This is a genomic window from Orlajensenia flava, from assembly GCF_004801905.1.
Classification (GTDB): Bacteria; Actinomycetota; Actinomycetes; order Actinomycetales; family Microbacteriaceae; genus Orlajensenia; species Orlajensenia flava.
In genome coordinates, this window is sequence record NZ_SSSN01000009.1 from 42,248 (window position 1) to 54,291 (window position 12,044).

At 67.3% G+C, this 12,044-nt stretch carries 16 protein-coding genes; 10 read left to right on the top strand and 6 right to left on the bottom strand.

The annotated features are described in order from the left end of the window. The first annotated feature begins 60 nt into the window (after nt 1-60). From E6C70_RS11875 to E6C70_RS11915, 9 genes are all read left to right on the top strand, one after another. On the top strand, nt 61-1,005 hold the full coding sequence (locus tag E6C70_RS11875; protein WP_207670137.1) for a DUF1996 domain-containing protein: 945 nt from the start codon (nt 61-63) through the stop codon (nt 1,003-1,005). A 142-nt stretch (nt 1,006-1,147) separates the two neighbouring features. Further along, nucleotides 1,148-1,483 (top strand): ferritin family protein, encoded by a 336-nt coding sequence (locus tag E6C70_RS11880; RefSeq protein ID WP_235833426.1) that lies wholly within the window; start codon nt 1,148-1,150, stop codon nt 1,481-1,483. A gap of 171 nt (nt 1,484-1,654) precedes the next feature. Next, entirely contained in the window at nt 1,655-1,954 is a 300-nt protein-coding gene (locus E6C70_RS11885; protein ID WP_136424765.1) for a hypothetical protein, read from the top strand. A gap of 4 nt (nt 1,955-1,958) precedes the next feature. Then, on the top strand, nt 1,959-2,543 hold the full coding sequence (locus tag E6C70_RS11890; protein ID WP_136424766.1) for a GrpB family protein: 585 nt from the start codon (nt 1,959-1,961) through the stop codon (nt 2,541-2,543). A gap of 228 nt (nt 2,544-2,771) precedes the next feature. After that, a complete protein-coding gene (locus E6C70_RS11895; protein ID WP_136424767.1) occupies nt 2,772-3,383 on the top strand; it encodes a LysE family translocator in 612 nt (203 codons plus the stop codon). Nucleotides 3,384-3,412: 29 nt separating this feature from the next. Next, a complete protein-coding gene (locus E6C70_RS11900; RefSeq protein ID WP_136424768.1) occupies nt 3,413-4,078 on the top strand; it encodes an HAD family hydrolase in 666 nt (221 codons plus the stop codon). 87 nt (nt 4,079-4,165) lie between these two features. Then, a complete protein-coding gene (locus E6C70_RS11905; protein WP_136424769.1) occupies nt 4,166-5,122 on the top strand; it encodes a TIGR03557 family F420-dependent LLM class oxidoreductase in 957 nt (318 codons plus the stop codon). Between the two features lie 180 nt (nt 5,123-5,302). Next, nucleotides 5,303-5,662 (top strand): cupin domain-containing protein, encoded by a 360-nt coding sequence (locus tag E6C70_RS11910; RefSeq protein WP_136424770.1) that lies wholly within the window; start codon nt 5,303-5,305, stop codon nt 5,660-5,662. A 114-nt stretch (nt 5,663-5,776) separates the two neighbouring features. After that, a complete protein-coding gene (locus E6C70_RS11915; RefSeq protein ID WP_235833427.1) occupies nt 5,777-6,319 on the top strand; it encodes an alpha/beta fold hydrolase in 543 nt (180 codons plus the stop codon). On the opposite strand, the gene E6C70_RS11920 is transcribed toward E6C70_RS11915, so the two are convergent. After that, nucleotides 6,208-6,579, bottom strand: a complete 372-nt coding sequence (locus E6C70_RS11920) for a hypothetical protein (protein WP_136424771.1) — start codon at nt 6,577-6,579, stop codon at nt 6,208-6,210. The genes E6C70_RS11915 and E6C70_RS11920 overlap by 112 nt on opposite strands. Nucleotides 6,580-6,679: 100 nt before the next feature. On the opposite strand from E6C70_RS11920, the gene E6C70_RS11925 reads away from it, so the two are divergent. Beyond that, nucleotides 6,680-7,132, top strand: a complete 453-nt coding sequence (locus tag E6C70_RS11925; protein WP_235833428.1) for a TIGR03618 family F420-dependent PPOX class oxidoreductase — start codon at nt 6,680-6,682, stop codon at nt 7,130-7,132. Between the two features lie 32 nt (nt 7,133-7,164). Here the strand turns inward: E6C70_RS11925 and E6C70_RS11930 are convergent, their stop codons facing one another. The 5 genes from E6C70_RS11930 to E6C70_RS11945 all read right to left on the bottom strand — a co-directional run bounded on the left by E6C70_RS11930 (nt 7,165) and on the right by E6C70_RS11945 (nt 12,044). Beyond that, nucleotides 7,165-8,529, bottom strand: coding sequence for an MFS transporter (locus E6C70_RS11930; protein WP_235833429.1), 1,365 nt, complete (start codon nt 8,527-8,529; stop codon nt 7,165-7,167). 3 nt (nt 8,530-8,532) lie between these two features. Then, complete coding sequence (locus E6C70_RS17095) at nt 8,533-8,787, bottom strand: hypothetical protein (protein ID WP_235833430.1); 255 nt, start codon at nt 8,785-8,787, stop codon at nt 8,533-8,535. A 4-nt stretch (nt 8,788-8,791) separates the two neighbouring features. Next, nucleotides 8,792-9,823 carry a glutaminase A gene (gene glsA, locus E6C70_RS11935; protein WP_136424772.1) on the bottom strand — a complete coding sequence of 344 codons (1,032 nt, stop codon included), beginning with the start codon at nt 9,821-9,823 and terminating at the stop codon, nt 8,792-8,794. 72 nt (nt 9,824-9,895) lie between these two features. Further along, nucleotides 9,896-11,038 carry a glutathione-independent formaldehyde dehydrogenase gene (locus E6C70_RS11940; protein ID WP_136424773.1) on the bottom strand — a complete coding sequence of 381 codons (1,143 nt, stop codon included), beginning with the start codon at nt 11,036-11,038 and terminating at the stop codon, nt 9,896-9,898. A gap of 139 nt (nt 11,039-11,177) precedes the next feature. Then, entirely contained in the window at nt 11,178-12,044 is an 867-nt protein-coding gene (locus E6C70_RS11945) for a fumarylacetoacetate hydrolase family protein (RefSeq protein WP_136424774.1), read from the bottom strand.

Genomic DNA, 12,044 nt, shown 5'->3' on the forward strand with positions numbered 1-12,044 from the left:
GGGCTGCAACCGCCCGCCCCTGGGATTCCAGGGAAACCTCCATCAGAAGGAGAACATGAAATGATCCGACGTCCGATAGCGCTCACGGTTTTCGTGGGCGCGACGATGGCTGCGGCGGTGGCGCTTCTCGGGGTGCTCGCCCCCTCGCCGTCGTCGAGCGCTCAAGCCGACGACTACGTCTCGCACCACGAATTCCAGGTCAACTGCGGGGTCTCGCACACCGCACCCGACGATCCGATCGTCTACCCGGGTCAGCCCGGAAGGTCTCACAACCACACCTTCCTCGGTGCCACGACAACGAACGCGAACACCACGACCGAGTCGTTGCTCGCGTCGTCGACCACCTGTCTGGTGCCGGCGGATCACTCGGCCTACTGGTTCCCGACGCTCTACAACGGCGACCAGCAGGTGCTGCCCAACTTCAAGCAGGTCATCTACTACAAGTCCGGCATCCTCGACTATAAGAAGGTGGTGCCGTTCCCGCAGGGGCTGCGCTTCGTGACCGGAAACATGATGGCAACGCAGGATGAGTTCCGCACGGCGCCCGGCGCCGTCGAAGGCTTCGAGTGCGGCAACATCTCCAAGAGCTGGGACATCCCGTCGTACTGCGATCCGGGTAGCCAGATGAACATCCGCTACCAGGCTCCGAGTTGCTGGGACGGCGAGCACCTGACCCCCCAGGATGCCGAAGCCCACCACGCCGGCTCGAAGAACATGGCCTATCCGGTGAACGGGGTCTGCCCCGACGGCTTCCCGATCGCGGTGCCGATGATCGAGTTCAAGATGGCCTTCCCGCTCAGTGGCGACATGTCGAGGGCGCATTTCGCGAGTGGCCGCGGATTCTCGTGGCACTACGACTTCTTCAACGCGTGGGAGCCCGCGACGCTCGACGCGCTGGTGAAGCACTGCATCAACGGCGGGCTCCAGTGCGACCCGCGCGGGTTCGACCAGTACAAGCCCGACCGCGGGCAGGTGCTCGACGCGAACTACCAGTTGATCGGCTGACATTCGTCAGCCCAGCGTCCCGAGGGGACGCTTCAGCACGGTTGAGGAAGTCTCCCACCGTGCCGAGGCGTCCCCTCAGCCGCGTGCCGCAACCCCTCGCGTGGCCAGACGGCGCGGCGTACTCTCGAGCATCATCCGTTCCATGAGGGGAGCCTCCGTGTCGACCGATCAGTACCACGAGCCGCCGAGCGAGTTGAGCGCCGAAGTGAGGACGTTCGCGCGCATGTGCGCGAGCCTCTCGGAGGAAGCCGAGGCCATCGGCTGGTACGAGCAGCGCATCGCCGTGGAGACGGATGAGGATGCCAAGGCCATCATGACCGACTCGCTCGGCGAGGAGTTCAAGCACTTCAGCATGGAGCTCGAGTTCCTGTTGCGCAAGAAGCCGCAGTGGCGCGAAACGGCGCGGGGAATCCTGTTCAAGGAGGGCGACATCGTCGAGCATGGTGAGGCCGCGGAAGAGGCTGCGTCCTCCAGCTGACGTCATTCGCCGGCGTCGCTCTATCGCGCGTCCGGGGACGCGCCGGCTCAATCGCGCCGAACGGGTGATGCGCGTTATGGCACCGAGCGACTCGCGGGACGCGCGTTATGGCACAGAACATCACGGGCCATGGGGCGCGTGCCCGTGGGGGGCGGATGGCAGAATGGCCGCATGTGGAAGCATCCCGCGCAGGAGCGCCGCGAACCTGGTCCGACTTTCGGAGTCGGCGTGCAGGTGCACGTGGACGAGCCGTCGACCGAGCGCGAGTACGACTGGACGGGTGAGCCAACCGGCGTCATCGTGTCCAACGGCGCGCCGCGGCCCGACGGCCTGCCGATCTCGTCGCGATCGGGACCGATCTGGCTGGTCGCCTTCGATGAGCCGCAGTACCGGCGCGACGGACGCGGCCCGTTCACCGAGGCCGCCATCCCTCAGTCGCGCCTGGTCGCGGCAGAGCCGATGGAGTACTGAGCGGATGCCGACGCCCGCCGAGATCACGACTCATCACGATCCAGCGCCCGACGGCAACCCGTGGGTCGTCGACGAGATCATCGAGCAGGTGACGCTGGTCGACTACCAGAGCGAGTGGCCGATCATTTTCGAGGCACTGGCGCACGACATCCGCTCGGCGCTCGGCGAGCGCGCGCTGACCATCGAACACGTCGGCTCGACCTCGGTGCCCGGGCTGGCCGCGAAGCCCGTCATCGACGTCGACCTGACCGTGGCCGACACCCGCGTCGAGGCGGACTACGTGCCGGCTCTCGAGGCGATCGGCTACATCCTCACCATCCGGGAGGAGTGGTGGTTCCAGCACCGCATGCTCCGCCTCGCCGAACCCCGCGTGAATCTGCACGTGTTCGAGCCCGACTGCCCCGAGCTCATTCGACACCGCTTGTTCCGCGATCGGCTGCGGGGCGACGCGGATGACCGGGACGCGTATGTCGCCGCCAAGCGCGGAGCGGCGCCGGGCGCCGCATCCGTTCTCGACTACAACCAGCGCAAGCAACCGGTCATCCGCGAGATCTACGAACGCGCCTTTCGCGACGCCGGCCTGCTCTGAGCGACGCGAGAACGAGCCTCACCCCGTCGCGAATGCCGCACACGAAAGCGGCGACATTCTCGCGGAGCGCCTCGATTCGTTGCTGACGCGCCGTGCGCACATCGACGTCCGCCCATCTCTCGAGATACTCCGAAGCGCGCTCAGCTGAGGGAACGAGAGTGGAACCGGCATGCCGACGAGACTGTCCACCCGGTAGCCTTCGAGAACGATCGCAGAGGAGGTGGGCCGATGAGCGTCGCGTTTCTGCTGACGACACTGGTGGTCGTGGCGACTCCCGGTACCGGTGCCGTCTACTCGATCGCGGCCGGACTCTCGCGAGGGACTCGGGCGGGCATCATCGCCGCCTTCGGATGCACGCTCGGAGTCATCCCGCACATGATCGCGGCCATCACCGGCCTCGCGGCCATCCTGAACGCCAGCGCGGTCGCCTTCCAGACCATCAAGTGGATCGGCGTGGCGTACCTGCTCTACCTGGCTTGGCAGAGCTTCCGCGACACCTCCCCGATTGCGGTCGACGACGGCCCGTCGGCGGCGTCGTTCTGGCTCGTCATCCGCACCGCCGTGCTCATCAACCTGCTCAACCCGAAGCTCACCATCTTCTTCTTCGCCTTCCTGCCCCAATTCGTTCCGGCGGGAGAGCCCAACGGCACCTGGCACATGGTCTGGCTGAGCCTCGTCTTCATGGCCATCACCTTCTTAGTCTTCGCGGTCTACGGCGTCTTCGCCGCGACGATGCGCACGCAGGTGATCGGCCGACAGAAGGTCGTGACGTGGCTGCGACGAACCTTCGGGGCCACCTACGTGCTGCTCGCCGGGCGACTTGCGCTCGAGAACCATTGACCCACCGACGCGACCTGAGGACTGGACGCATGACCGATGACCGCATCGCCGCCCTGTTCGATATCGACGGCACCCTCGTCGACTCCAACTACCTGCACGTCGCGGCGTGGCAGCACGCTTTTGAAACGCTGGGAGAGGATGTCGAGGCCTGGCGTGTGCATCGCGCCATCGGCCAGGATTCGAGCCTGCTCATCTCGTCGCTCGTCGGTGACAAGGAGGAGAGCTGGGTCGAGCGCGCGACCGACCTCCACGCGACGAACTACACCGCTCTCGCCCCGCGGCTGCGCGCCTTCGACGGAACGCGACGGCTGCTGCGGACGCTCTCCGATCGCGGTGTGGTCGTCGTGCTGGCGACGTCGGCGTCGCCCGAGGAACTCGACATCCTGCTCCGCGTGATCGACGCCGACGACGCGATCGACGCAACCACCAATGCCGAAGATGTCGACGCGGCCAAGCCGAAGCCCGACATCGTCGAGGTCGCCGTCGAACGCGCCGGCGTCGACGCGAGCCGCGCGGTGTTCATCGGCGACTCGGTCTGGGACATGGAGGCGGCCGAGCGCGCCGGGGTCTCGCCGTTCGGCGTGCTGTCCGGAGGCGTCGCGGAGAGCCTGCTGACGGAGGCGGGTGCCCGGATCGTGTTCGAGAACCCGGCCGACCTCCTCGCACGTCTCGACGAGATCGACCTCTTCCGCTGAGAGCCGCCGTTCGCGCCGCATTGTGGCCGGTCAGCGTGCTCCTTGCAAGCGCCTTGCCGTCGACGCTCGAGTGCGTAGCGTCGAGGCATGCAGATCGGATACAAGCTCGTGGCCGAGGGGTTCGGCCCTCAGGAACTCGTGCGGCAAGCGGTGCGCGCAGAGCAGGCGGGGTTCGACTTCGTCGAGATGAGCGACCACTTCCATCCATGGGTCGAAGCTCAGGGGCACTCGCCGTTCGTCTGGTCGGTGTTGAGCGCCATCGCGGCCAAGACCAGCACGCTCGGTCTCGCCACGGGTGTGACGTGTCCGAGCGTGCGCTACCACCCCGCGATCATCGCCCAGGCCTCCGCGACCCTCGCGTTGCTGTCGGAGGGACGGTTCACCCTCGGCGTCGGGGCTGGCGAGCGCCTCAACGAGCACATCGTCGGTCGCGGGTTCCCCGGAGTCCACGAGCGGCACGCGATGTTCCGCGAGTCCCTCGAGATCATCCGGTTGCTGTGGCAGGGCGGCTACCAGAACTACGACGGCACCTACCTCAAGCTCGAGGACGCCCGCATCTTCGACCTCCCCGATGCGCTGCCCGTCATGGCGGTCGCCGTGAGCGGGCCGGACTCCGTGAGCCTGGCGACCGAGCTCGGCGACGGACTCTTCGCGGTCGAGCCGGACAGCGCCCTGGTCGACGGATACCGCACGGCCGGTGGCACCGGACCGCTCTACTGCGAGGCGCCGCTCGCCTGGGCTGCTACCGAGGAAGCCGCCGTCGACGCCGCCCACGAGACGTCGGCCTGGTCGGTGACCGGATGGAAGGTGATGGCAGAACTCCCGAATCCCGTCAACTTCGAAGCGGCGGCAGCGACCGTTCGCAAGGAGGACATCCGTGAGCAGTTCGCCTGCGGACCGGATGTCGAACGCCACCTCGAGGTGATCGGACAGTTCACCGATGCCGGCTTCGACCACGTAGCCCTCATGAACGCCGGACCCGATCCCGATGGCTTCTTCGAATTCTTCGAGAAGGAGCTGCGACCGCGCCTGACCAGCGCCTGATCTCGGCCCCGGGACGCGATTCCCTTCCATCCGACCGCTCGTGAACATGCTCTCGACAGAGCGCCGTCAGGGGAGGACGATCGTGAGGTGAGCGATGCTCATTCCATGCAGCGTCGCAGGAAGAGCCCACCCGGAGGAGGTGGCGGACCACATCCTGAAGGCCGTGAAGGCCGTGTCCTGATGGCGGATGCGGAGCCCGTCGATGCGCTGGCGGGGAAGCTGAAGAGGACCGAGATTCAACACCGGACGTCATCGCTCCCGGGTCGCGACATCGTGCAGGTGCTGACCGAGATTCCCGCGGGCGTCGAGTCGGGCTGGCACACCCATCCGGGTGAAGAGGTCGGCTACATTCTCGCCGGAACGGTCGAGATGAGGATCGAGGGGCAACCCACGCTGACCCTTCACACGGGCGATGCAATCCTGATGCCACCCGGCACCGCCCACAACGCGCGCGACCTCGGGCCCGACACCGGCCCGACGCTCTCCACCTACATCGTCGAGCCCGACGAGCCGCTCGCCTCGTTCGTCGACGTCACCTGACGGACTGCGGCGGAGGTCAGCGGTGCACTCACTCGAGAGCTCGCCCTGCAGAGGGTCCGCACCGGCACCCTCGAGATCGAGTACGTCGACCTCGGCCCGCCGGACGGCGACCCGGTGATCCTGCTGCACGGGTTCCCTTACGACATCCACAGCTTCACGGATGTCGCGCCGCTCCTCGCCGACGCCGGCCGCCGCGCGCTCGTTCCCTACCTGCGCGGACACGGCGGTACCGTCTCCCTCGACGATGCCGGGCGCTCGGGTCAGCAGGCGGCGATCGGGGCAGACGTGGTCGAGTTCATGGATGGTCTGAATCTGGACCATGCTGTGTTCGCCGGCTTCGACTGGGGCGGCCGGGCTGGCTGCGTCGCCGCGGCGATCTGGCCGGAACGGTGCACCGGACTGGTGTCGGTGAACGGGTACCTGATCCAGAACATCGCCGCGGCGGCTACACCCATCGCTGCCCCAGGAGGCTCCGCGCGCGTTCGTGGATGCCATCCTCGAACTGAACGACCTCGCCTCGGCAGCGGATTCCGTCTGACGGCGCGTCAGTTCTTGGCGACGTCGACGGTGAACGTGACGTCCTGGATGCCTCCGTTGGAGTTGGAGAGCACCACCTTCGTGCTCCCCGCCGACAGGCCCTTCACCCCCGGGTTGTAGGTGGTGCCGCCGTCCTTCCGGCCCTTCGAGAAGGCGGCGACTCCGGTGTCGTCGACCTTTCCGGAGTAGCTGTCGACGGCGAGGTCGCCGGTGTTGATGTCGAGCGACTGCCCGACGACGAGATCGACGGTCGCCCCCTGCAGGTCGCCCACATCCTTCGTCACCGGCGCAATGGCAGGACTGTTGTCCTGCGCGCAGCCGGTCAGTCCAACCGAGGCGACCACAATCGCGACGCCCACCACCCATCTCGATATCCGCATGCGCCCAGCATGACACGCGATCGCCAACGCGGCTCGACGTCGATGACGATTCCTCGCTCGGGGCCTTCCCTCGCGCCCAGGCTCTGACTAGATTGCCATCATGGGGCGGAAGGCGTCACCGTTGGTGGTATCCGCCGATCGCGTGGATGCCAAGGTGGGGAGCACGATGTCACTGCTACCGGAAGTCAGGGAACTGCTCGACGGAACGCCGATCGCCCACCTGGCCGCTCTTCTTCCCGATGGCTCGCCACACTCGGTCCCCTTGTGGATCGGCGTCCACGACGACCACGTCGCCATCCTGACCGGACCCGGCTCGCGCAAGGCGCGCAACCTGCGCCGCGATCCTCGAGTCGCAATCTCGCTCACACCGCCCGGCGCAGCTTTCCCCCCGGTGGTGCTGCGCGGTCGAGTCGTCGAGTGGCTCGACGGCGAAGAAGGCTGGGCAGCGGTGGACGAGCTCGCCAGAAAGTACACCGGCGCGCCGTACAGCCGAGAGCAGGAGCGGGTGGTCGCGCTGATCGACCTCGACTTCCAACGCGTCGGCCTCGGGTGACCGGCACTGCACAGGAAAGACGTCCCGGTGTCCTACTCGTCGACCGTTGAGGGGTCGGGGATCTCGCCGGGACGGTAACGCGGCAGGCGTCCGACCGGGATGATCGCGAGCGCGCTGATGGCGGCGAGCACGACGAGGCCGATCCGCAGCGCCGAGAGCCGTGCATCCGTATTGATCTGAACCGCCTTGTCGACCTGGCTCGGTGTCGCACTGGTGCCCTCGAGCACCTCGCGCAAGCGAGGATTGCTGACGAAGTTGATGCGATCGAGCCCGGCCTCCTGCTGGATCGTGGCGGGGAGCTCCGAGCTTCCGGCCAACGCCTGCGTCACCCCGACTCCCAGCAGCGTGACGAGCATGGCACCGGCCAGTGCGGTCCCCACCGCGGACGCCAGGTTCTGCGTGACACCGCGGAGGGAGCCGACATCGCCGGCCAGCTCCTTGGGCGATGACGTGACGAGGACATTGAAGAGCAGCGTGACCAGCGCCCCTTGCCCGATGCCGAAGACGATCAGGCCGAGGATGGTCGGAACGGTCTCCCAGTTGTTCGTCACCACGAACGAGAGCCAGATCAGCGCGACCGTCGTGAGGATGAACGCCGCGCGGGCGATCACCCGCGTGCTGAATCGCTTGTAGAACCTCACCACCAGTAGCGCCGAGAAGAACACGGTGAGGTTGAACGGCAGCATCGCCACCGAGGTGGCGAGGGGCGTGCGGCCTTGGACGATCTGGATGTAGAGCGGAATGGTGAAGTTCAGCGAGGCCTCGAGCCCGACGATGATGAACAGCGCGTAGACGGCTGCGCGCTCCTTCTTCGAACCGATCACGGTGAGGCTGATGAGCGGCGTCCTCCCGTACCGCGTGCGTCGTCGGGTCCAGACGAGGAAGCCCTGACCGAGGATGACTCCGGCGACGACCAGCACGGGAGCCAGGGAGAGTCCGAAGACGTTCGGCGCTCCCGGCTCGGCGGCGAGGTCGCCCCACCCGTTGAGGTTGTTGAAGCCGAGCGTCAGTGACACGACCGCCGCGCCGATGAGCACGGCGCCGACCGCGTCGATCTTGACGTCCTTGCTGCCGGGTGCCGAACGCAGCCGGAAGCTGAGGATGAACACGACGGCCGCTAGTACGACGAGGATGCCGAAGATCGGCCGCCAGCTCACGTAGGTGGCCAGCACCCCGCCGATCAGGAAGGCACTGACGCCGGATGCCGCCCGCGCCGAACCGAGCGAGCCGACGGCGGTGGCCTGCTGCTCCCCGTGGTAGTTCTCGGCGATCAGCGCCACGAGCGCCGGCACGATGATGGCTGCTGAAGCCCCCGCGAGGGCTTGGGCCGCGATCATGAACCCGACGCTCGGGGCGAAGGTCATGGTGAGCATCGCGACGGCGAACACCGCGATCACGACTCAGAAGACCAAAACCCAGCCGAACTTCTGCCCGAGTTTGGCGCCGGTCATCACCAGTGCGGCCACGACGAGTCCGTACGTCACGATGCCGGTGCTGATCGCCGTTGGCGGGACGCCGAAGTCGTCGACCATGCCACTGAGCGAGATCGGCAGGGCCGAGACGTTGAACGACATGAGCACCTGAGCGAGCGCGAGCGCGACCATCGGAGCCCATGAGGCTTTGACGGCGGTCGGTTGAGCGACGGACGACGTCATCGATTCACCCTTCTCGAGATATCTGCAGCGGTCCGTCGTCAGCGGCGGCTGCCGACGCGAACAGGTTGAGGCCCAGCACGCCGGACAGGTAGCGGGTGGCACGCTTGCCGCGAACGCTGTTGCCCGCGACATCCAGCCGCGGAGAGAACGTCGCCAGGCCGCCCTTGCCGGGAGCGATCGTCACGATCCCCCCGGAGACGCCGCTCTTGCCGGGCATGCCGATCTCGTAGAGCCACTCGCCCGAGTGCTCGTACAGGCCCGACGATGCCAAGGCGGCCAGAACCCGGATGCACACCGCCGGGTCGACCACCTGCTCGCGCGTGATGGGGTTGACGCCGCCGTCGGCGAGGGTGGCCGCCATGACGGCGAGGTCCCTCGCTGAGACGAGGAGTGAGCACTGCCGCGTGTAGACGTCGGTGGTCTCGAGCGGATCGAACCCCATCCGCCCGTAGCTCTGCAGAAGCCGGGCGATTCCCTGGTTGCGTTGATTCGTCGCGGCCTCGGACTCGTAGACCTGCACGTCGAGAGCGAGCCGGCGCCCGGCGAAGGCCGACAGGCCATTCTGGATGTACTCCCACTTCGCCGCGGCGGACGCCCCCGGCACCAAGCTGGTCGTCACGAGCGCGCCCGCGTTGACCATCGGGTTCATGGGGTGGCCGTCGTTGAGTTCTATCGCCATCACCGAGTTGAACGGAAGGCCGGTGTTGTCGACTCCGACCCTCTCGAGCACCTCCTGGTAGCCCCGCTCCTGGCACACGAGCGCGAAGACGAAGGCCTTGGAGATGGACTGGATGGAGAACTCGTGGTCGACGTCACCGGCCGCGTGGATCGTGCCGTCGACCTCGGCCACGCAGAGCCCGAAGAGCGAGGGATCCGCAGCGGCCAGCGCGGGGATGTAGTCGGCCACGGCGCCCTCGTCGAGGCCGCGGTAGCGCTCCCACGCGTCGAGCAGGAGGGAGTCGATCAGCGGGCGGTCGGGGAGGTGGCCCGTCGAGACGGACCGGCTGGCATCGAAGCCATCGAACTCATCCACCATGGCCACCGTCCCGAACCGAGCACCGTCGTGCAGCGATCCTAGCGCTCGGCGTGGGCCATCAGTGGGCGCCGGTCATCGACCGTCCGGGTGCAGCAGCACCTTCGTCCATCCGTCGAGGCGGTCGTCGAAATTCTTATAGCCCTCCGCGGCGTCATCGAGGCTCAGCTCGTGCGACACGATGATGCCCGGGTTGAGCTTGTCGCGGTGGATGAGGTTGCGGAGCTGGCGGTTGTACTGCTTGACGTTCGCCTGCCCGGTGCCCATCGACTGCCCCTTGAAGAAGAAGGTGCCGAAGTCGATCGCGAACTGGCCCTTCTTGGCCAGCGAGTCCTGCGCCGACGGGTCCTCGGGCACGAACACCCCGACGACGCCGATGCGACCGGTCGGCCTCACGGCGGCGATCAGGCTGTTGATGGTGAGGCCCGGGGACTCGTTGCCGTGGTGATCGTGCGCCTGATATCCGACAGCCTCGACACCACGATCGGCGCCCTCGCCTAGAGTGGCGTCGAGGATCTGCTGCACGGCGTCGCCCGTGCTGTCGTCGATCGGCGTGGCACCAATGGTCTCGACGAGCTTCAGCCGGTCGGGTTGACGATCGACGACGAAGACTTGGTCGGCGCCGCGGAGATCGGCCGACATCGCAGCCATGAGTCCCACGGGCCCGGCTCCCCAGATGACCACCGAGTCGCCGATGCCGACCTGCGCCAGCTCGGTGCCGTGATAACCCGTGGGCAGGATGTCGGAGAGCATGACGTAGTCCTTCTCCTTCTCGCGGGCGTCATCCGGCAGAACCAGGGCGTTCCAGTCCGCGTACGGTACGCGCAGCAGCTCGGCCTGTCCTCCGTTGTACGGCCCCATGTCGGCGTAGCCGTAGGCGGCTCCGGCGTTCGGCGGGTTCGCCGTCAGGCAGAAGCCGGTCAGGCCGGCCCCGCAGTTCTTGCAGAATCCGCAGCCGATGTTGAAGGGCAGCACGACCATGTCGCCGACCTTCACCCGGTCGACGCCGTCGCCGACTTCGATGACCTCGCCCATGTTCTCGTGGCCGAGCACCTTGCCCTTCTCCACGTCGGTGCGACCCTCGTACATGTGCAGGTCGCTGCCGCAGATGTTGGCCGTCGTGATTCTGACCAGCACGTCGGTCGGTCGCTCGATGGTCGCGTCCGGGACCTCATCGACCGAGACGTTCTTCGGTCCGTGATAGACGAGTGCTCGCATGATGATCTCCCTGGTTCGATCCGAAGCCGCACCGGTCGACGGGCGACGTGTCCTACCAGTGCATCCCCGGCGGCGCGAAACATCGCTGGGCTTGCCAGATCAGCGCCCGAGGTCTATGGACGGCGCCGACGGATGCCCATCACTCCCGCGCGTGGAAGCGCTGCTCGATCGTCCCGATGCCCTCGATCTCGGTGATCAGGCGCTCGCCATCGCGGAGGAAGCGCTTGGGTTCCATCGCCGCGCCGACTCCGGGCGGCGTGCCGGTGAAGATGAGGTCGCCGGGGCGCAGCTCGACGATCGCGGACAGCCACGCGATCAGGGCCGGGATGCTGAAGATCAGCTGATCGGTCCGCCCATCCTGAACCGTCGTCACGGCGCCGTCGGGGCCGTGGATGGTCGTCGTGAGGCGGAGGTTCTCGGGATCGGCGAGCTCGTCCACGGTGACGAGCACCGGACCGATGGGGGCGAACCCCTCGTAGGACTTGCCCGCGCTGAACTGCGGAGTGCCTCCGGCCCACTGCAGGGTGCGCTCGGAGAGGTCCTGGCCCGCGGTGTAGCCGGCGATGTGCGCGGCGGCATCCTCCGCCGCGATGTTGCGGCCGCCGCGCCCGATCACGACGACGAGCTCGGCCTCCCAGTCGACGGTGTCTGCCGGGAGCGTCACATCCGTGTCCGGTCCGGCGACGGATGAGGCGAACTTCGTGAACACCAGCGGGGTGTCCGGGCTCTCGAGGCCGGCCTCCGCGGCGTGATCGGCGTAGTTCAGCCCGATGCCGAACACCTGCGATGGCCGCGGCGACGGCGCTCCGAGATCGGTGGCCGCGTAGGACTCCGACGCGGCGTCCGTCACGGGGTTCTGGTCGCCCGCCCAGGCCATCAGCTCATCCCACCGGTCGAAGAGGTCTGCGGGATCCGACGGGAAAGTGCCATCGGACGCCTCGGCGATGTCGATGGCTCGTCCGTCGGCGACGAGGGCCGCTCGGCCGTTGAGGTTGGCGATGCGCAT